Origin of the sequence: Planococcus sp. FY231025, from assembly GCF_052078085.1 — a bacterium.
Classification (GTDB): domain Bacteria; phylum Bacillota; class Bacilli; order Bacillales_A; family Planococcaceae; genus Planococcus.
This window is the reverse complement of the sequence record NZ_JBQJJG010000001.1, coordinates 220,021-239,809: the sequence shown is the minus strand read 5'-3', so window position 1 is coordinate 239,809 and position 19,789 is coordinate 220,021. Positions and strand designations below refer to the sequence as shown.

15 protein-coding genes are annotated in these 19,789 nt (G+C 52.2%); 9 read left to right on the top strand and 6 right to left on the bottom strand.

The annotated features are described in order from the left end of the window. The first annotated feature begins 14 nt into the window (after positions 1 to 14). From ACTL32_RS01030 to ACTL32_RS01015, 4 genes are read left to right on the top strand one after another with little or no spacing between them, the layout of a single operon-like run. The gene (locus ACTL32_RS01030) at positions 15 to 368 is read left to right on the top strand and encodes a DUF2304 domain-containing protein (protein ID WP_204890984.1); all 354 of its coding nucleotides are present in this window, start codon (positions 15 to 17) and stop codon (positions 366 to 368) included. Between the two features lie 3 nt (positions 369 to 371). Further along, positions 372 to 740, top strand: a complete 369-nt coding sequence (locus ACTL32_RS01025) for a hypothetical protein (RefSeq protein ID WP_441339731.1) — start codon at positions 372 to 374, stop codon at positions 738 to 740. Between the two features lie 45 nt (positions 741 to 785). Continuing rightward, positions 786 to 2,228, top strand: coding sequence for an MBOAT family O-acyltransferase (locus ACTL32_RS01020; protein WP_441339730.1), 1,443 nt, complete (start codon positions 786 to 788; stop codon positions 2,226 to 2,228). Positions 2,229 to 2,239: 11 nt separating this feature from the next. Next, positions 2,240 to 3,283 (top strand): hypothetical protein, encoded by a 1,044-nt coding sequence (locus ACTL32_RS01015; RefSeq protein WP_441339729.1) that lies wholly within the window; start codon positions 2,240 to 2,242, stop codon positions 3,281 to 3,283. 225 nt (positions 3,284 to 3,508) lie between these two features. On the opposite strand, the gene ACTL32_RS01010 is transcribed toward ACTL32_RS01015, so the two are convergent. Beyond that, positions 3,509 to 4,009, bottom strand: a complete 501-nt coding sequence (locus ACTL32_RS01010) for a hypothetical protein (RefSeq protein ID WP_441339728.1) — start codon at positions 4,007 to 4,009, stop codon at positions 3,509 to 3,511. A gap of 549 nt (positions 4,010 to 4,558) precedes the next feature. Beyond that, positions 4,559 to 5,326, bottom strand: coding sequence for a tyrosine-protein phosphatase (locus ACTL32_RS01005; RefSeq protein ID WP_441339727.1), 768 nt, complete (start codon positions 5,324 to 5,326; stop codon positions 4,559 to 4,561). A 545-nt stretch (positions 5,327 to 5,871) separates the two neighbouring features. Between ACTL32_RS01005 and ACTL32_RS01000 the strand changes: the two genes are divergently transcribed. After that, on the top strand, positions 5,872 to 6,807 hold the full coding sequence (locus tag ACTL32_RS01000; RefSeq protein ID WP_441339726.1) for a hypothetical protein: 936 nt from the start codon (positions 5,872 to 5,874) through the stop codon (positions 6,805 to 6,807). Positions 6,808 to 6,843: 36 nt separating this feature from the next. Here the strand turns inward: ACTL32_RS01000 and ACTL32_RS00995 are convergent, their stop codons facing one another. After that, entirely contained in the window at positions 6,844 to 7,068 is a 225-nt protein-coding gene (locus ACTL32_RS00995; RefSeq protein WP_441339725.1) for a hypothetical protein, read from the bottom strand. A gap of 259 nt (positions 7,069 to 7,327) precedes the next feature. Here ACTL32_RS00995 and ACTL32_RS00990 point away from each other — a divergent pair, with 259 nt between their 5' ends. From ACTL32_RS00990 to ACTL32_RS00980, 3 genes are all read left to right on the top strand, one after another. Next, positions 7,328 to 8,410, top strand: a complete 1,083-nt coding sequence (locus ACTL32_RS00990) for an S-layer homology domain-containing protein (RefSeq protein WP_441339724.1) — start codon at positions 7,328 to 7,330, stop codon at positions 8,408 to 8,410. 138 nt (positions 8,411 to 8,548) lie between these two features. Further along, positions 8,549 to 9,622 carry an S-layer homology domain-containing protein gene (locus ACTL32_RS00985; protein WP_441339723.1) on the top strand — a complete coding sequence of 358 codons (1,074 nt, stop codon included), beginning with the start codon at positions 8,549 to 8,551 and terminating at the stop codon, positions 9,620 to 9,622. Positions 9,623 to 9,777: 155 nt separating this feature from the next. After that, complete coding sequence (locus tag ACTL32_RS00980) at positions 9,778 to 10,860, top strand: S-layer homology domain-containing protein (RefSeq protein WP_441339722.1); 1,083 nt, start codon at positions 9,778 to 9,780, stop codon at positions 10,858 to 10,860. 51 nt (positions 10,861 to 10,911) lie between these two features. On the opposite strand, the gene ACTL32_RS00975 is transcribed toward ACTL32_RS00980, so the two are convergent. Next, the gene (locus ACTL32_RS00975) at positions 10,912 to 11,799 is read right to left on the bottom strand and encodes a trypsin-like peptidase domain-containing protein (protein WP_441339721.1); all 888 of its coding nucleotides are present in this window, start codon (positions 11,797 to 11,799) and stop codon (positions 10,912 to 10,914) included. A 126-nt stretch (positions 11,800 to 11,925) separates the two neighbouring features. Here ACTL32_RS00975 and ACTL32_RS00970 point away from each other — a divergent pair, with 126 nt between their 5' ends. Further along, positions 11,926 to 12,858 (top strand): nuclease-related domain-containing protein, encoded by a 933-nt coding sequence (locus tag ACTL32_RS00970; RefSeq protein ID WP_441339720.1) that lies wholly within the window; start codon positions 11,926 to 11,928, stop codon positions 12,856 to 12,858. Positions 12,859 to 13,569: 711 nt separating this feature from the next. Here the strand turns inward: ACTL32_RS00970 and ACTL32_RS00965 are convergent. Both ACTL32_RS00965 and ACTL32_RS00960 read right to left on the bottom strand, forming a co-directional pair. After that, positions 13,570 to 15,933 carry a bifunctional 2',3'-cyclic-nucleotide 2'-phosphodiesterase/3'-nucleotidase gene (locus ACTL32_RS00965; protein WP_441339719.1) on the bottom strand — a complete coding sequence of 788 codons (2,364 nt, stop codon included), beginning with the start codon at positions 15,931 to 15,933 and terminating at the stop codon, positions 13,570 to 13,572. Positions 15,934 to 16,468: 535 nt separating this feature from the next. Further along, on the bottom strand, positions 16,469 to 19,480 hold the full coding sequence (locus tag ACTL32_RS00960) for a S8 family serine peptidase (RefSeq protein ID WP_441339718.1): 3,012 nt from the start codon (positions 19,478 to 19,480) through the stop codon (positions 16,469 to 16,471). Between the last annotated feature and the right edge of the window lie 309 nt (positions 19,481 to 19,789).

The window sequence follows — 19,789 nt, the reverse complement described above, 5'->3', positions numbered from 1 at the left end:
GGCTTTTTGTAAGCATGGATATTATACACTTCATCGTCCTCGCCGCCGCGCTGTTTTTCCTTGGGGTGGTCGTCGCGATGACGGCTAAAAATAAACTTACGGACCAGTACGCGTTCATGTGGCTCCTGTTCTCCGGGATCGGCGTTGTCATGGCAATCGCCTTGCCGTACTTGAACCGGCTGTCGCATCTGATCGGCATCGCCTATATGCCGTCGCTCATTTTCCTGCTGGCCTTTTTGGTGGTACTGAGCCTACTTATCTACCACACCGCGCTATTGTCGAAGCAGGAGCGCCGCACACGCATCCTGGTGCAGGAAGTCGCGTTCTTGCAGCGCGAACTTAAGAATTACCGGAAAGAGGAAAATTAACTCATGAATGTTACGCATCTTTTATTGGTATTCGCAAATACACTTATCCTGGTCGCCGGCCAGTTTCTTTGGAAAGTCGGCATGGAAAAACAGTCGGACGCGTTCTCATCTGTCCTGTCGGTCGTGAAGATGTTCTTCTCGCCGTATATCCTGACGGGGCTGTCGATGTACGGACTCGCCACCATCCTTTGGCTGTTCATCCTGACCAAAGTGCCGCTCAGCGTCGCGTATCCGCTCCAGTCGAGCGCGTACGTCATCGCGGTCGTCGGCGCATTCTTCATTTTCGGTGAAACGATCACGGTGTGGAAAATCGCCGGCGTCTGCTTCATCATGCTTGGCGTATCGATCATCGGCCTCAGCGAAATGCGCTGAGTGACCGCTCTGGTTCCACATTCCATCTTTTAAAGGGGTTCCACCATGATATTTAACTCGTTTGAATTCATCTTCCTGTTCCTGCCGATTGTCTGGATTTTGTATTACCTGCTCGGCCGCATACATATCCCATTTGCTAAGACATGGCTTTTGGTCGCTTCGCTGTTTTTCTACGGCTACTGGAATCCGGCCTACCTGCCGCTGATCCTTATGTCGATGGTCATCAACTACACGATTGGCATGTTCCTCGGCAAGGACCGGGCGAAATCGTTCCGAAAAGCAATCCTCACTGTCGGGATCGTCTTCAACGTCGCGCTGCTCGGCTATTACAAGTACTATGATTTCTTTGTCGAGAACATAAACGTAGTGTTCGGCTCAGAGTTTGTGCTGAAGGATATTTTGTTGCCATTAGCAATTTCGTTCTATACGTTCCAGCAGATTGCCTATTTGGTCGACTCGTACCGCTTGGAGACGAAGGAATACAATTTCTTGAACTACGGGCTGTTCGTATCGTTCTTCCCGCAATTGATTGCGGGGCCGATCGTCCACCACGGCCAGGTGATGGAACAGTTCAGCGACAAACGGTCGTACCGCATCAATTACGAGCATATTTCACAAGGGCTTTTGATCTTCGCGATCGGCTTGTTCAAGAAAGTGGCGATTGCCGATACGTTCGCGGAATGGGCGAACGCCGGCTATAACGATGTCGGTTCGCTGTCGTTCGTCGACAGTTGGATTACGACGCTGTCGTATACACTGCAGCTGTACTTCGATTTCAGCGGGTATTCGGATATGGCGATCGGGTTGGCTTTGCTGTTCAACATCCGACTGCCTTTGAACTTCAACTCGCCATATAAAGCGCGCGACATCCAGGATTTCTGGCGCCGCTGGCATATCACACTGTCGCATTTTTTGACGACGTATATTTACATCCCGCTCGGCGGGAACCGCAAAGGGAAAGTGCGGACTTACGTCAACATCTTCATCATCTTCCTGGTGTCGGGCATCTGGCACGGCGCCGGGTGGACGTTCCTGATCTGGGGCGTCATGCACGGGCTGGCGAGCATCATCTGCCGCTACTGGAAACTGGCCGGATTTAAGATGAATTCGATTTTGGCTTGGATTGTAACGTTCTTGTTTGTCCACTTCGCGTGGGTGTTCTTCCGCGCGTTGAGCTTCGGCGACGCGATTGCGGTATTGAAGGCGATGCTCGGGTTCAACGGCATCGGGCTCCCTGGCGGATTGGCACGTGTGTTCACGGAGCTGGACAAGAGCTGGTTCACGAGCTTCCCGTTCCAGGCGCATTCGGTGGAGCTTTTGGTGACACTGGTCATCGGTCTATTGATCGCCTGGTTCGCGAAAAACTCGACCGAGATCATGTACGAAACGAAACGGAATTTAGCCATGGCTGTGTTTGCGGCAGCGCTGTTGTTCTATAGCGTCATGCAGCTGCAGCAAGTGAGCGAGTTCCTGTACTTCAACTTCTAGGAGGAGATCCCATGAGCGATAAATCATATTCCCTTACCGTCATGGCGATTTTCGCCACGTTGACGGCGGCGGTGGCCGGATTCAATTACTGGATCGACCCGCTATGGCATTACAGCCACGCGCACGAGTTCAACGACGTCCAAGTCGTGACCGATGAGCGTGAGCAGAAGACGGCGAACCAGATCTATGTGCCGAAGGATGCAGATACGCTCTTGATCGGCTCGAGCCGGAGCACGTATATCCATACGGATGCGTTTTCGGACTGGAACGTCTATAATTACTCGGTTGCGAATTTGTCGATGCGCGAGTATCAGACGATGCTGAGTTTTGCGTTTGAGGAGAATCCGGATTACGAGCGTGTGGTGCTGGGTGTCGACTTCTTCAAGTCGAGCACGCAGGAAGCCGAAGCGCCGCGTTCGATTTTGAACCACGTGGCGCGCGTGACGGAGCCGTTCTACCGCAGCAAGAACCTGTTGTCGTTTGATGTGCTGAAGACGTCGTATGAGAACTTCGAGCTGTCGCGCGAAGACGAGATTACGGCAGACCGGTTGTATAACCGCGAAGGCAATGCATTTGCGAAGCGTTATAACGAAGAAGAGACGCTGAAGCTGACGGAGAGCAAGATCCGTAAGTTCGAGTCGACGTTCTACGGCGAGCGCTATACGTATTTTCCGAAGTACAAGGAAGTCATGACGAAAGTGCGGGATACGCATCCTGAAGCGGAGAAAGTCGTGTACACGACGCCGATTTCAAGCGAGCTGTTCAAGTCGCTGGATTCGACTGGGCTGTATGACGAGTACGAGACGTGGCTCCGCGATTTGGTGGATGTGTACGGCGGTGTGTGGAACTTCATGTACCCCAACACCGTGACGAATGATATAACGAATTATTTTGACGGGCATCACTTTTACCCGGAGGTCGGCGATCTGATTGCGGCGCGCGTGGAACAAGGCGAGTCGGCGGATGTGCCGGAGGATTTCGGGGTGTATGTGACGCCTGAGAACATTGATGAGCACTTGGCTGAGGTTGAGGCGCTTGTTAGTGAATTGGAATAATGGTCTTTATAGCCGCCCTGAAGGGCGGTTTTTTTGTGCGTATAAACGAAAGTCTCTTAAAATAGGAAGGGCTACTTTAAGTAAGCTTGACATTCATCTCCCCCCTTTGTTGCATAAGTTTTATCCGAGTCGCAATGACAGAACGAAAAACCAAAAGAGACTTCCAACATTGGAAGTCTCTTTCGAATTGATTGAGCATAAAACTCAAAGCTAATATGGAATGATTCAAGTCCATTTTTCTTCTTCGTCGACCCATTCGCTCTTTTTCAGATCATAGGAATTCGATTCTTCTGGCAACACCAAGTAAGCTGGCAGTTCCAAATGGTCTCCCCCTGCTTCTTTCCAGCAAGAGCTGAACCAATTGGCGAATGTTTTCTGCTCTTGTTCAAGGATCTCCATTTCATGTTCTTCATAGAAGTCGAAGAAAGCTTCTCTCTGGCTATTATCTAATTCTTGATACAGAATTTCTGGGAGCACTTCTTCGCTTCCAGCGAATAGTTTCGGGTTGTTCTCTTCATGGAAGACTTCGTTGGCGTTCTGGTCCATCGAGAACATACGGATGGATAGTTCGAAATTTGTCGGTTCGATAGATGCGGTGAAATCGAGCAGATCGATAGCTGGTGAGAATTTGTAGGCAACGACTCTTTTCAGGTTGCTTGTTAGTTCATTTGAATGTTTTTGCAGATTGGATTGGATGGTGCCGATATATTGATCGATTGTGAACACTGGTGGGCCCCCGTAAGTTTTATTTGTGTATAGGCTCTTTTATAGGTGATCGCACCATACGAGCTGTTTGTATTTTAACATGAACTATCCAGGATATTACATATACGATTGGGCTTTCAAGAGCAAATATTTTTAGTTCCGCCCCAAGACGTTAAGTTCAAGGGCGTTGATATGAAGAGCCTTCCGCACGGCGGAAGGCTCCTTAAGTGCAACAGCGCATTTCGCCTTGGCGAAATACCAAAGGGCATTATTGCTTTTGGCATTTGGGAGGGTTCTATCTTTGTTTGTTGGGGTTTCTATCGGCGGTTGTAGGCGTTTCTATCGACGTTTCGGCGGTTTCTATCGGTGTTTTCGGGGTTTCTATCTACGTTTTAGAGATTTTTATCGATGTTCTTAGTGATGCGCCATGAATGCTTCGGAAAATTTAATCGACATTATCAGAAGTTTAATCGATACTCCTAAGAATTTCTTTTGACACTCTCCTGCTATCCACACAAAACAAAGCCATCCAATGTGAGATTGGATGGCCTTGTAGGTTTTATTCCATTCTTAAGCGAAGACGTTCCACCATTTCGGTTTTGGGATGTCCTGAGGTTCCAGGACGATGAGGTGGCGGTTCTGGATGATGCGCTCGTTGTTTTCGAGGAGCAGGTCGACGATTTCGTGTCTGTTCTTTTTTTCGAGATAGTCGAGGCCGTCGTTAAACTTGAACGGGCGGACTTCCATGTTGTGGACGTCGGAACCGTAGACGTGGATCAGGTTGGCTTCGATGAGCGTCATGGCGGTTTTCTGGATGGCTTTGCCGAAGCTGCCGGCGACAGAACCTGCGGTGACTTGGGCAAGCGCGCCGTGCAGGAGAAGCTTGCGGAGGCGCTCCGGTTTTTCGATGATGCCCTGATTGCGTTCGGCGTGCGCGATGATCGGCACGTAGTTGGCGCTGATCAATTGTTGGATGATTGGCACGGTATAGGCCGGGATGCCGGATGATGGCAGTTCTAACAGGACGTAGCGCGAGCCGGCTAAGGTGAGGGCCTCCCCTTTTGCCAAACGTTCGGGCAAGTTCTCGGACAGGCGGCATTCCATGCCGGCGTGGATGTTGAGCGGCATTCCTTGTTCGGTGATGTAGTCCTGGACCGTTTTCAGTTGCTGCTGCATGAGCGCCAGGTCGGTTTTGAAGTTTGGGTGGTAGCCATGCGGTGTGGCGATGATGTCGGTGATCTGTTCGCTTACCGCTTTTTCGAGCAATGCGATGGTTTCAGCCATTGTCTGGGCGCCGTCGTCGAGGCCTGGCAGGATATGTGCGTGTGTGTCAATCATCGGGGTCTCCTCCGTATAATCGGGATTTTGCTTGGATTTATTGGGAATGGCCTTCCGTCCGGAAGTGCCAATGGGTTGGAACAGTTAAGTGAATTATATAATACTCCCGGCGATTGTGCATGCGGGAACGGAATCTGTGAAGCCGCTTTGGCGCTTTGGGCATGGCTCCCACAATTAGCCGAGAAGATCACTCGTCTCTTAGCGAAAACCTTCTGCTCCTGCATCGCTGCGCTAGCTTCGTCGCAAATAAAATGGCCCAAACTGCTTTTGGGCCATTTTATTGCCTAGCCCGTTTGCGCGCCTTCGCTGGTTCGACTTCTTTATAAATAGAAATATAATATTAAAATTGCTACTTTATATCCCCAAAGAATTGCATGATATATTTTAAAAATACAAAGAGCGCATTTATTTATTGTAGCTGATAGCGATTGTTACGACAATAGAAAATATTGTAAAATATTAGTAATAATAAATTTATCTGTATAAAAGTAGAAGTTTTTGTGCTATTGTAAGAAGAAGATTTTATTTTGGGAGGGTTTTATTGAATGAAAAAGCACTGGAAGAAAATTATATTGGTTTTGGGCATCGTCTTCTTGAGCGTCGCGGGTTACCTCGTGTATATATTCCAGTTCAAGGAATATGAGACGGCGGATGAGAATGTGGATAAAGTGATCGAAGAGGAATACGAAGTGGAATTGCCGGACGGCTCGGTGATCATCGTTGATAAGGACGGCAAAGTCGTCGAGGATGCGGACGGCAATACGGCGAATGGTGAAGCATCCGGTGAGGCGGCTTCAGGCACGACAGCTTCTGGAGACGGTGCTTCAGCTGACGGATCGGCTGCGGCCGGTACAACTGAAGGCTCAGCTTCCGGTTCCGGTTCAACTTCAGGTTCAAGCGAGTCGGCTGCCTCTTCTGGCAGCACAGCTAGCGGATCAGCAACGACGACTTCCGGCACGGCAGGCTCTTCTTCAAATGGAAGCAGCACGGACAAAGCGTCCGGCACAACGGGCTCTAACGGTTCAGCTACGGGCGGATCAGCTGGATCAGGTTCATCGGGCAGCGGCTCTTCGGGCAACGGATCTTCCGGTTCTGGATCAACGGGCGGCAAAGCGCCTGCTGAAGCCGGCGTGACGGTGGCTTCGATCAAACAGAAGTACGAACCGACACTAGCGGACATCGAAGGCCAAGCGTCTTCGCGCATCGGCGGCTTGATCGGCGCGGCGCAGACGGAATACGCACAGAAAAAAGCGGCTGGCGAAAGCATCAATTACGCTTACTTCTATAATAAGTATGTAAGTGCAGCGACGGAGCTTGAAAACCGCACGGATACCGTGTTCTACGCGGTGATTGGTTCATTGAAGAACGAATTGAAAGCGAACGGTCTTGCGGAATCGCATGCGGAGTCGTTCGTTTCTGAATACGAAGCACGCAAAGCAGAACGGAAAAAAGCCTTGCTCAGCAAAGCTTCCGGACTATAAAAGAGAATGGCCGCGGCAGATGCCGCGGCCATTTTTTTATTGTTCGACGCCTATTTCGTTCTGGGCAGCCAATTTGTGCTTGAGTTCTTTCAAGTTGTAAAGGTTCCGGTAATAAAGGAAGACCTGGCGCGGGATGCCGAGGTGCTTCGCGCCGACGGACGGCCCCATGTCGCGGGCGATGTAGATGTCGTGGAGGATCTCGCGCATATCACGGTTATATCGTTTTTCCAACTGATTTTTATAGCCTTCGAAGTCCATCATAGTCGTTTCGACCTACTCTCTTTTTGTTTTTTATGGTTTGAACCGAAATTCGAGGGAAATAAGTTACACCAAGTATACCCTAAACAGTATTTATCGACTAGACCTTTTTGGAAGTTTTTTAGAAATTATGGGTTTTACATGGGATAAATGGTGAATTCGCATTTATTTGCGAGAATTATCAGATTTTATTCCGTTTGGCTATTGTATAATTTCGCGGATATGATAAGTTTTTGGTATAAACCGCGAAGGGATGATGCTTGTGAAAAAGTTCTCCGCTTTATCGGCCGTGCTGCTGGCGCTCACGCTTCTCGCCTCCCCCGCCCTTGCAGCGACCGACTTGCCGCCCAGCCACGGGTTTTACGAAGAGATGACGTATCTGCTTGGCAAAGGGGTGGTGTCCGGCTATCCTGACGGCACGGTGCAGCCCGACCGGATCGTGACACGTGCGGAAGCGGCGATCATGATCGGCAAGCTGAAAGGCTTCGACGGCACGCAGCGTGCGACGAAGTTCACGGATGTGACAAAGGGCCAGAAAGCGAGCGGCTTCATCGCGGCCGCCCAGGAAGCGCGCATCATCAGCGGCTACGGGGACGGCACGTTCCGTCCGTATGCGCCGATCACGCGCGGCGACATGGCAATCATCCTGTCACGGGTATTCGCAACGCCGATCTTCGGACCCGGCCAATTTAGGGACGTGTCGACGAATATGAAAGCGCACGATGCGATTTATCAGGTGCTGGGTGCGAATATTGCCGCGGGCTACAAGGACCGGACGTTCCGGCCGATGGCTTCAACGACGCGCGGCCAGTTCTCGGCGTTCCTCGCGCGCGGCCTCGAGCCGAAGTTCAAGAATGACACGCATATGGCGGGCACGTATTTGCGCGACAAGACGAAAGCCTATACGTACCAATATGCGGGCAACATCACGCAAAAGCATACGTACGTGAACGTGCCGACTTATATGAACGAACCGCTCGGCTTTGTCTGGTCGGTGGACCACGCAAAAGGCCAGCAGGATTATTACCTGGAGCTCGAGTCGTATGAAGTTTACGGCATCGGCTATCCGCGTTCGGAGTTTTTCACTGACCTTGTCTATCCAGTGAAAGTTGGGACGAAATTCAACACGGATAGTTTCTTCCAGCCCCCTGCCCAGATCACCGGCGTGAATGTCCGCGTCGTGACGCCGTATCGGACGTTCACAAATGCGGTGGAGGTAACCGTGCCGGACAATGCAGAGTTCGAAGTGGAGAGCTTCAAGTATTATATGGTTCCGGGCTTCGGCAACGTGAAGACGGTTGATAAGAATGGCGCGGTCGGTATGGTGCTGGTTGGAGTTGAATAAAGGCGGTAACCCCCCTGCAGGTTTGGCTGCAGGGGTTTTCTTTTGTTACAGGAATGTTACAAATACTATTGTATATTTTTCCTTTTGTGGTAAATTGTTTAGAGGAATTTATTTACAATAGAAAAGGAATGATTTTTTGTGAAATGGGTTACAGCGTTGTCAGGCACGGTCCTGGCACTGGGTTTATTGGCAGCCCCGGCTTCTGCGGCGAGCGACTTGCCGAAAAGCCACGGTTTTTATGAAGAAATTTCGTATTTGATGGAATGGGGAGCTGTTTCGGGCTACCCGGACGGTACGTTCCAACCGGATAAAATCGTGACGCGCGCAGAAGCGGCGATCATGATCGGCAAATTGTTTGAGTTAGACGGCACACAGCGTGCGAGCGGATTCTCGGATGTCACAAAAGGCATGAAGTCGAGCGGCTATATTGCAGCCGCGAGAGATGAAGGATTTATCAACGGCTATTCGGATGGTACCTTCAAGCCGTATGCGCCGATTACGCGTGGGGATATGGCAATCATCTTGGCGAACGTCTTCCCTTCCCTTGAAATGGGGATGAACTCATTCAAAGATGTGAACCCGAACATGCGCGCTTACTACCCAGTCAGCATCGTGGCGGATGCGAACATCGCAGCCGGCTACTCGGATGGCACGTTCAAGCCGTATGCGAAAACGACCCGCGGTCAGTTCTCGGCCTTCCTGGCGCGCGGCGTGGAACCGAAGTTCAAGAACGACACGCACTTGGCAAACGGCTTTATGCGCGACAAGACGAAAACGTATGTGTACAAATACGAGGACGGAACGGTTTCCTACCATTCCTACGAAAGATATATTGTTCCGTATGTAGATCTTGGCTTTGCTTGGCTCGACAGCACTGAGGAATACGGCTTCTACAATGAAACAGAGTCCCGTTCCGGTTACGAAATCGGGTCCCCGCTCAACTTTACAATGCTGGACCTGGTCTACCCATACAAGGTCGGAACGGTCATTGATGCCGGAGAAGATTATGGCGACAAGTTGTCGGTCACCGGCGTGAACGTGACGGTTGAAACGGCTTATAAAACGTTTACGAACGCGGTGGAAGTCACTGTGGAAGGGTATTCTGAAATTCCGAATAGCGGCCATAAGTTCTATTTGGTTCCAGGTATGGGCCAAGTGAAGCTTGTTCATGATGATGGCGAAGTCGGAGTCGAATTGATCAATGTGAAATAATGATAAAGCCCCTGCAGCTTCGGTTGCAGGGGCTTTCGTTTCTTTTATTACATTAATGTTACAAAAAGATTACAAAAAGCTTGCATATGCCTCTAGAGCCGTGTTACCATTAATTTGTTAAGGAATTTATTTACATAATTGAAAGGGAGATGGATATGAAATTATTACCTGCTTTATCGGGGGCTGTCCTCGCGATGAGCCTGTTGGCATCGCCTGCGAGCGCTGCGGCGGACTTGCCGAAAACGCACGGCTTTTACGAGGAAGTTACATACTTGATGGATAAAGGGGTTGTTTCGGGATATCCCGACGGCTCGGTCCAGCCGGATAAAATCGTGACGCGTGCAGAAGCGGCGATCATGATCGGCAAATTGAAAGGTTTTGACGGCGCACAGCGCGCGAGCGGCTTCTCGGATGTTACGAAAGGCATGAAGGCGAGCGGTTATATCGCGGCGGCTAAAGAAGCCGGCTTTATCAGCGGCTATGGCGACGGCACCTTCGATCCATATGCGCCGATCACGCGCGGCGACATGGCGATCATTCTTTCACGGGTATTTGTTGCGCCGTTCTTCGGCGCAAGCGAGTACTCTGACGTTTCCACAAACATGAGAGCACACGATGCAATCTACCAGGTATCGGGCGCAAGCATCGCGACGGGCTATGCGAACGGCACGTTCAAGCCGCTTGCAGCTACGACGCGCGGCCAGTTCTCGGCATTCCTTGCACGCGGGCTGGAGCCGAAATTCCAGAACGATACGCATATGGCGGGCAGCTACTTGAGAGATAAGACGAAAGCATACAGCTATGGCGACGGCAAAGAAGTTTACGGCGTCGATATTTACACGAATGATGCCGAAATGCATGGCGAGCCTCTTGGCTTTGTCTGGTCGTACAACCACGAAGACGGCGAAGAGGATTATTCGATGGAGTTTGAAAGCCGGACGGAGTTCTACACCGCTTATCCTGCTTCCGAAGCTTACCTTGATCTTGTTTACCCGGTCAAAGTCGGCACAAAATTCAACATTGACTCTCCGTTCTCACCACCTTCCGTCGTTTCTGGCGTGAACGTGACAGTGGAGACACCATTTAAGACATTCACGAATGCTGTGGAAGTACACGTGCCGAAACATAAGGATTTCCCTGTGAGCGGCTATAAATACTACATGGTGCCTGGCTTTGGCCACGTGAAGTCGGTAATGGACGACGGTTCAGATCTTTATATCTTGATGGACGTCCAATAAAACACAGAACCCGCTGCGATTTGCAGCGGGTTTTTTGATGGGTTTATTCGTCTAGGCGGACGGCTGGATGACGGTGCCGTTTGTGCCGAACGCTTCGGCCGAGTTGAACACTTCCTGGATTTCGGCGTCGGTCATTGGCGTCGTGGCCCATTGGAGGAGCAGGTCTTGCATCGTGTACATCGGAATGGCGAAGCCGATGCCGTTGCTCTCGATCAGCAGGAGCGAGTTGATGCCGATCACTTTCCCGCTCGCCGCATCGATCAACGGGCCGCCGCTCGAGCCGAGCGCCATCTGCACGTCGATCTGGTAGAGGTCCTCGTACAGGTATTCCTGATCGAAGTCGCGTTCGATGCCGGTCAGGTAGCCGATGGCCGCAGTGTTCTCGAAACCGGACGGGCTGCCGAGCGCGATGACTTCACTCCCCACCTGCGCCGGCGTGAGCTCGATGCCGAGCGGTTCGGTGCCGGCGAGTGCATCGACTCTCACCAGGGCAATGTCATGCGTCTTGGAGATGCCGATGACCTTACCCGGCTGCTCGAGGCCGTTGCTGTCACGGACCATGACGTCCTGCACGCCCATGACGAGGTGCGCGCTAGTGACGACATCGCCGCCATTGGTGAAAAGGAAGCCTGATCCGTAGGCGTCTTCGGTCTTAACGGTGAACACTTTCGCCTGCGCTTCTTTGATGACGGCCGTCTTGTCGCCGGGTATGGGGTTATTGGCCACTTGGGCGACCGGCTCCGGTTCTTCAGTCCGGTCGCCGGCGAGCTGGGCCGCGCCGAAGCCGGTGCCGATCAGGAGGAGTGCAAGGAGTGCATATAGGAACGGATGCTTTTTCTTCCGGCGGGATTTGCGGGTGGAGCGGTCCATGGGGTCGCCGCAGCGCCTGCAGAAATTGGCGCTGTCGCGGTTTTTCGCTCCGCAATTGGAACAGAACATGGTTCGGCCTCCCCTCCAAGAGGATTTTTGGTGGCGCTTTCCGACTAGAAAGTATTCTGAATATATAAAATATTTTACCATGCGTAGGTCGAAATTGATATAATTCTTATGGAAAGGAGTGAGAGAATGTTTATGAAAACGCGGAGTGCGCCGGCCCTTCTCCACCAGCTGCCGCGCCTCATGCACCGGCTTCCCCATATGGAGGCGATCCGCGACGACCATTACAAGATCCGTGCCGGTTTCGGCGGCGAGGAGCACGTTGATAGCATTTTGTTGAGGAGCCGGCCTTCTTCGCCCGTCTCGTTGATCGGTGACCTGCAGCTGGCGAACCGCTTCTGCCAAATCGACACGATTGTCGTGACGGATCATTTCGTGCTGATTCTGGAAGTGAAGAATTTCTCCGGCACGCTGTCATTCAACGAAGACAGCTACCACCTGGAACAAACCACCCGCGAAGGCAATAAATACGGCTACAACTCACCCGTCACGCAAGTCTGGAATGCACGTGAAGAACTGCGCATGATCCTTTCGAAGGCCGGACTCGCCTGCCCTGTCTACGGTGCCATTGTCCTGCCTTACCCATCCACCCTTGTCGACCGAATGCCGAGCGAATTCCCTGTCGTCTACGGCTACTCACTCAACCGGTTCATCTCCACCCTCCCCCGGACCGGACGGATCTCTTCCCCAGAAAGAACCGCTCAGCTTCTCATTGATCAGCATCAGCCCTTCCCGAAGATGGACTTTCAGGAAGCGTATAAGTACGACCCCAGCCAGCTTAAAAAAGGCGTATTGTGTGGGAAATGCGGCAGTGTTTGCCAGAAAATGAGCGAACGCCTCCTCCTCTGCCGCTCCTGCAAACAGCCGGTCGAAGACGGCTACCGGCGCGCGCTCGATGACTGGTTCGACTTTGTGTCGCCGGAGATTACGAACGCGCAATGCCGGGAGTTTTTGGGGTTGAAGGATAAGTATGCGGCGAATTATTTGCTGAAGAAGATGGATTTTCTTTCGCAAGGTGCATCACATCAAACGATATATAGGAAGAGAGAAGCCGTCCGCTGATGCGGTCGGCTTCTTTTTGTGGATGGAATCTAGCACTTTAATTTGAATTTCAACGAACGGAGAGTGAATTCCAACGAATGGGTGCTGAGTTCCAACCAAGTCGGCTTCAATTCCAACCAACCTGGCTCGAGTTCCAACCAGCCTCCTTCTCTTTCTCCATGGATCTTTCTTTTAAAGCAATCGCCCCAAAGGCGATTGCTTCTTCCCTTTCGCATTTCGCCAGTCGGCGAAATGCCATCCATTTAGGTCTTCTTCCTCTCTGCTTATGTTGAATTCCAACCAACTAAGAGCGAATTCCAACCAACTGCTGCTGAGTTCCAACCTAATCGACCCCAATTCCAACCAACCCGGCTCGAGTTCCAACCAACCTCCTTCCCTTTCTAAAATGTTCTTCCTCCCTTTCGCATTTCGCCATCTGGCGAAATGCCATCCATTTAGGTCTTCTTCCTCGCTGCGTATCATGAATTCCAACCAACTAGGAGCGAATTCCAACTAACTGCCGCTGAGTTCCAACCAAGTCATCCCCAATTCCAACCAACTCGGCTTGAGTTCCAACCAACCTCTTTCTCTTCCCAAACGCCCTTTTCCCTTTCGTATTTCGCCGGGGCGAAATGCCATCCATCCAAACTCTCTTCAAGTTGTTTTCACAAATCTCCCCTCTCCAACACAAAAAAAGACACCTACTCTAAAAGTAGATGCCTCTCATAACCTTTATTCGATTTCCACACCATATTTCGCAAAGCCATTCTCAGTCAAGGCTTTGAAAGTGATGCCGCTATCTGCAGGGATCAGGTCCTTGGCGTTGGCGGATGTTTCGAATGTGATGTTCTGTGTGCCGGCGATTGGCGTGAAGTCCCAGTTGCCGTCAGCTGATGGGTCGATGGTGCCGACTTCCAGCATGTAGTCCATGATGACTTGGCGGTTTTCGTATGCGTAGTCGATGGACTCTTTCGCTGAACGGACGCCAGGGAAGTTGCCGCTAGCGCGGTAGTTGTTTGTTGCGACCAGGAATTCCTTAGCTGGGTCGATGGCTTTGCCGTCGAAGCTCAGGTTCTTAATGCGGTTTGCGTTGGCGTTGATGACGTTGCCGTCGCCGTCGTATTTCGCCGGCTGCGTAACATCGATATCGTACGTAACGCCGTCGATGACGTCAAAGTTGTATGTGCGGAAGTCCGCGTTGATCAAGTCTTGCTCAGTTGTAGCAGTTGGGTTCATTTGCTTGAATTGCCCTGCGGACATTTCGAGCCATTCTTTGATGTCTGCGCCCGTCAGTTTCAAGGCGAAGACGGTGTTGTCGTAGACGTAAAGGTCCGCAACGTTTTTGATGGCAATTTCGCCCGTTTTGATGTCTGTGTAGTATTCAGCGCCGTTGCGTCCGCCTGCTTTGAACGGAGCAGCAGCTGACAGGATCGGCAGGTCAGCGTTCGCTGTGCCGGCCACTTTTTGTTCTACGTACCATTTCTGTGCGTTGTTGACGATCTGGATCGATGGATCGTCCGTTACAAGCGAGAAGTAGCTCGTGATCGGTGCTGTTGTCTCGCCGACCGGGCTGCGGACATAGTCGATTGTCGCTTCGTGTGTTTCTTTCACAGCTTCGATGACTTCTTCAGCCACTTCGTCGGATTTCGTATCGATGGCGCGGAGTTCCGCTTTCTCGGATACGATGTTCCATTCTTTGCCTTTAGGTGCCAATTTCAAATCAATGACGCCCAAGTGGCTGCCGAATTTGCCCGGCATGACGACTGGTGTGCCGTTGATCGTACCTTGTTCCTGGTCAACGTTCGCCAACTCTTCATAAGAACCTGGGAATGTATCGTGGTTGTGGCCTGTGATGATGGCGTCGATGCCTTTCACTTGGCTCAATTGGTACGTGATGTTTTCTTCGCCGACTTCGTATTTCTCATCGCCCATTCCGGAGTGGGAAAGAACTACGACGACGTCAGCGCCTTTTTTCTCGACTTCCGGAAGGAATTTCTCCACGGATTTCACGGCATCTTCCGCAATGACTTTGCCTTCAAGATGCGCGCGGTCCCATTTCAGGATCTGCGGCGCAACGACGCCGATGACGCCGACTTGGATCGTGTGTTTCTTGCCTTTGCCGTCAACGACTTCTTTGTCGATGATCGTGTAAGGCGTGTATTTATTCTTCTTCGTCGCTGCGTCATAGACGTTCGCGTTCAGGACCGGGAACGGGGCATCGTCTAGCGCTTCGTCCAGGTACTCAAGGCCGAAGTTGAACTCGTGGTTCCCGAGCGTCGATGCTTGGAAATCAAGCGAATCAAGTGCTGCATATGCCGGGTGAAGCTCGCCGTCTTCCAGGCGGTCGACCGTGACTTTATAGCCGCCGAATGGCGTTCCTTGAATCAAATCGCCGTTGTCGAAGAGCAGGCTGTTTTTATTTTCTTCACGGGCTTTTTCAATCAGCACGCCGGTTTTGGCGAGGCCGAGGTTGTTTGAAGTTTTGTCCTGGTAGTAGTCATAGTTCACGAAGTTCGTGTGCAGGTCGGACGTGCCGAGGATGCGCAGCGAGACGTGCTTGCCGTTGACTTTCTTATATTCGCGAACCAAACGCTGCACGATGGCGCGCATTTCCCCGCCGGAGATGCCTTTGCCTGGCTTGATCGTGCCGTCTTTAAAGCCGATCAATAGGCCGATGCCTACTGCTTCGGAAAGATTGTCCGTCAGGCTCTTGCTCAGGTAGCGGCTGTCCTTGAATTTCTTCAGGTTCGAAGCCGGGTATTCTTTTTCGGAATCCACTGCGCGGGCTGCGATGGCAAAGCCTTGTTCACGGGACAGTTTTTCATTCGTCCCGAAAAGCGTAGCTGATTTCCCGCTTGTCAGTTTCAGATTGTATGCCGCTTCCACGTATGGCGCCAATGAAGGATCGACGTCTTTGAAAGCGATTGTGGAACCATCACCCAACTCGACGTTCATGGAGGTTACCAAGTGCTTGATAAATTCCCCGCGTGTGACGTCTTTGCTTGGTGCCGCCCATGCTGGCGATGCGGTGCTGAGCCCACTCAGTACAAGTACAGCTGCACTTGTAGCCATGGCCACTTTTCTTTTAATGGACATTCTTCCATCTCCTTTTGTTTCGAATAGTCGAACGATTCCATTATACTTCGGTTTCTAAAATAAATGAATACGTTTACACAAAATTTTCATGGGGTTAATAAAGGATTTATTTCTGCTTGGGTTGAGCATTAATAAGACGCTCGGCGCTTTGGGCATGGCTTTCGCAGGAAGCTTGGCATAGACCGCTAATCTTTCTGCTTCGTCTAGCCCGTTGGCGCGCCTCGCTTGGTGAAATGTTTTCAGTTTTGGTGAATAAACGGTGTGCTGTTCTTAAATCGCTCGGCGCTTTGGGCATGGCTCCCGCAGAAAGCTTGGCATAGACCGCCAATTTTCCTGCTTCGCCTCGCCTTTGGACGCGCCTCGCTTGGTGGGGTGGTTTTAGTTTTGGTGAATAAACGGTGTGCTTTTCTTAAACCGCTCAGCGCTTTGGGCGTGGCTCGCTTAGCGAAGAGGTCAACAAACGGCGTGCAAAGGTATTTTCTGCCTCTGATTTTCTCCATACAAAAAGGCAAGGGACCCACCCCTTGCCTCTAGTTTATTTCAATACTGCCTTGCCCTGGTTTGCTGCCTCGTCGACCACAATGAATGTCAAAGTATCGACTCCTTCCCGGAATCCCGGGACGTTGAAGGCGAAGGCGCCGGTCTGGTCGAGTTCGACCGGGACGGATTTGCCGCGGCCGTTGAGGATGTAGCTTGCGTGCAGCTTCGAGTTGATGTCGAACGGTTCGCCGAGCTTGAGGAGTTCGGCGTTATAGGCGAGGTACGGATCGGCGACTTTGCCGATCGCCCGCCCGGCGGTGACCGAACCGGAAATTTTTGGCGGCGTGCTCTTCACGAAGATGATGCTGCCGAGCGAGAACACGTAGGTCGAAGCGCCGTCAGCCGGCTCGGCCATAAAGTGGAGCTGGTACATGCCGTCCGGAATTTTCTTCGCGGGTTCTCCGCTCCACGGACGGTACAGGCCGAGCAGCGGCATCTTGTGGACGCCCCCTTTCATGCTTTCGCTCGCGTGGAGGAATCCGATATAACCGTCCCCGAACGCTCCGCCGCCGGGGTTCATGAGATCCCAGAGTTCAATCGCGTTCTTGCCGACGCCGCCGGTCAGGCGGTATGTGATGTTCGCACTATCATTCTTGCCATCCCCGTTGAACGAAAGGTCGGTCTCAGTGACTTGAAGGTTCTGCACTTCGACGGTCTTCGTCGGGCTGAAGCTCGCGGCGAATGGCAAGGTGGCCCGCTTCGCCCCGTTCGAGATGTGGATATAACCGAGGATTTCGCTGTCCTCCGCGGCCTCCGCATTTTTCGATGCCGTTAGTTTGACGTTGAGCACCTGTTCGCCTTTCAGCGTGAACGCCGATTTGTCGACGGTCACTTTCGCGTTGCCGAACGATTTTTTCGTCTCGACGCTCACTTTGTATGCACCGCCTTTGCCGAGGATGTCCTTGACGATGACTTTCTTCGTCACGGAAATATTGCCTTGTGACAGCGGCTGCATGCCGAAGGTCACCGAGCCTTTCTTGTTGTCGGCAAGCGCGCCGGTCGCATTGAGCACCGCTTTGTCGATGCTGTAGGCGAGGAACGGCGGATGGACCGCTTCATAAGCCTGTACGCGCCCTGCCCCTTGGGCGAAGACGTCGTATTTATTGGTATCGAGCAATTTGGCGGTGTTCATGAGCGCCACTTTCACATCGAATGGCGTCCAGTCTGGATGCGCCTGCAGGATCAACGCGGCAACGCCGGCCACATGCGGGCTCGCCATCGACGTGCCGGTGAACCGGACGTACGCCTTGGAATAATCCGCTTTCGGGTTGTCCGCTTTGTACATCGGAATCGCCGACATGATGCTTGTGCCCGGTGCGACGAGGTCCGGCTTCAAATCGAAGTTCGGCGTTGACGGGCCGCTTGAGCTCGTTGCGTCGATTTCGTCGCCTTTGGTCAGCGTCAGCTTGATGTTGCTGAACTTCGCGCTGCCTTTGCCGTTAAGCAGCTGGCGGCGCAGCGCTTCGCCGTCGGTCTGCGACAGGTCGAACGCGGGAATAAATTCAAAGCCGTCGTTCAGATAGGTTCCGGAAGGGCCTGGGGCATTAAAGCCGTTGCGGATGTTGTGGACCAGGATGGCGGCTGCGCCCATCTCTTTGGCGATTTTGATCTTGTCGATAATTTCGATCGAACCGACGGAGACGAGCACCGCTTTCCCTTTCACGGCGAGATTTTTGTAATCGGTTTTATTTCCCGCACCCGGAATGGCTACTAGTTCAAGTGCGTTCGGAAATTGCTTTCCGGGCGACGTGCCAGTGACGGCGGCGATCATGTTCACGGTTTTCGCGACGGTGATGTTGCCCGCTTTCAAGTTGACGGTGGCAGTGTGGCGCTCTTCAGGGATCGTGCTGTTGCCGACGGAGATGCCGAGGCGCGACGTCGCCGGCGAACCGATCGAGCCGCGGTACTGGCCGGCGTTGCCCATCGCGCTGACAGTCACCGTGCCCGAAAGCATGGCATTGTTGACGGCGAACGCCGCTGCGTCCGCTTCAGATGTCGTAATGGCGCCGAACGACAGGTTGATGACGTCCATGTCCTGCTTGACCGCTTCTTCCATGGCGGCGAGGATCCATGACATCGACGCGGTCGAATAAGCGCCGAACACGCGGTACGCGTACAGGTCGACTTTCGGGGCGACGCCTTTGAAGCCGAAGCGGTTCGCCCCGATGGCCGCAAGCGTGCCGGCGACGTGTGTGCCGTGGAAGGTTTCAAATGGGAAGCCGAACGCATCCACTTTCGGCAGCGACGGCGAGCGCTCGGACGGGCGCGTCTCCGAAGCATCGTCCGGTGCGCGCTTCACGGTGTAATGCGGCGAGAACGGCACGAAGTTCTTGCCGCCTTTGTAGATTCCTTTGAATTCCGGGTGGTTCGGGTCGATGCCGGTATCGAGCACGGCCACTTTCACGCCCTGGCCTTGGAAGCCTTCCTTCCACAGCTTCTCGACGCCGAGAAACGCCTGGCTTTTGACGAATGACGGTGTCACGGTATTCGAATTCGACGGCGCGGCGAGCGTGCGGAATTGGCGGTCCGGCTCAACGAACGAGACGCCTTTGATCTTCAGCAGTTTCGAAAGGTCCGACGCTTTCACAGTCGCCGCGATGCCGTTCAGCACCGTCGAATAGGACTGCCCTTCCGTGAAGGCGATCCCTTGCTGGTTCATGGCGGTTTTCGCTGCGGCTTGCTGCTTGTCGACTTGTGCTTGGATGCGTTCTGTCTGTGCGGCGGTCACTGCCTTGCCTTGGAGCGAGCGGATGCCGCGCTCGAGGCCGACCGGCTTTTCGGTGAAATGGACAATGACGCCGACGGTTTTATTTCCCGAAATCTTTTGCAGATCCGGGTGAAGCCGCGGCGCCCCTTCGCGCATCTTCAGCTGCTCGGCAATCGCCGCCTGCATGTCCAGCTGGCTTTTGGTTGGTGCAGCTTCGGTGTGGAAAGCGGGAAATAAAGCAAGAATCAGGACAAGGGTAAGGAAAACGAGAATGGATTTCGAAAAGCTGCGATTCTTCATGGAATGACCTCCTCATATGTAATCAGACTATTTAGATAACTAGATTTTAGCATGATTTTGTCATTAAAAGAGGTATATTATGTAAAATCAAAAATAAATATTATTTTAGTTATTTAACTCTGATTATTTCCCGGGAAATATAATCTGACAATTCTAAAATCATTTCCTGGGAAATAAACCGGGTTTTTTGAAGGAATATTTCCGGTCGATTAGTTTTTGAATTGTTTGCGTGCCAGGCACGCAAACAATTCAAAACAACGCCCCCAATAAAAAAATGCACTCCCTCAGCAGGAAGTGCATCCATCTATT

Coding starts and splice junctions, on each gene's coding strand:
- ACTL32_RS01030 (WP_204890984.1), top strand. CDS start 15: ATGGATATTATACACTTCATCGTCCTCGCCGCCGCGCTGTTTTTCCTT.
- ACTL32_RS01025 (WP_441339731.1), top strand. CDS start 372: ATGAATGTTACGCATCTTTTATTGGTATTCGCAAATACACTTATCCTG.
- ACTL32_RS01020 (WP_441339730.1), top strand. CDS start 786: ATGATATTTAACTCGTTTGAATTCATCTTCCTGTTCCTGCCGATTGTC.
- ACTL32_RS01015 (WP_441339729.1), top strand. CDS start 2,240: ATGAGCGATAAATCATATTCCCTTACCGTCATGGCGATTTTCGCCACG.
- ACTL32_RS01005 (WP_441339727.1), bottom strand. CDS start 5,326: ATGATTGACACACACGCACATATCCTGCCAGGCCTCGACGACGGCGCC.
- ACTL32_RS01000 (WP_441339726.1), top strand. CDS start 5,872: ATGAAAAAGCACTGGAAGAAAATTATATTGGTTTTGGGCATCGTCTTC.
- ACTL32_RS00995 (WP_441339725.1), bottom strand. CDS start 7,068: ATGATGGACTTCGAAGGCTATAAAAATCAGTTGGAAAAACGATATAAC.
- ACTL32_RS00980 (WP_441339722.1), top strand. CDS start 9,778: ATGAAATTATTACCTGCTTTATCGGGGGCTGTCCTCGCGATGAGCCTG.
- ACTL32_RS00975 (WP_441339721.1), bottom strand. CDS start 11,799: ATGTTCTGTTCCAATTGCGGAGCGAAAAACCGCGACAGCGCCAATTTC.
- ACTL32_RS00970 (WP_441339720.1), top strand. CDS start 11,926: ATGTTTATGAAAACGCGGAGTGCGCCGGCCCTTCTCCACCAGCTGCCG.
- ACTL32_RS00965 (WP_441339719.1), bottom strand. CDS start 15,933: ATGTCCATTAAAAGAAAAGTGGCCATGGCTACAAGTGCAGCTGTACTT.
- ACTL32_RS00960 (WP_441339718.1), bottom strand. CDS start 19,480: ATGAAGAATCGCAGCTTTTCGAAATCCATTCTCGTTTTCCTTACCCTT.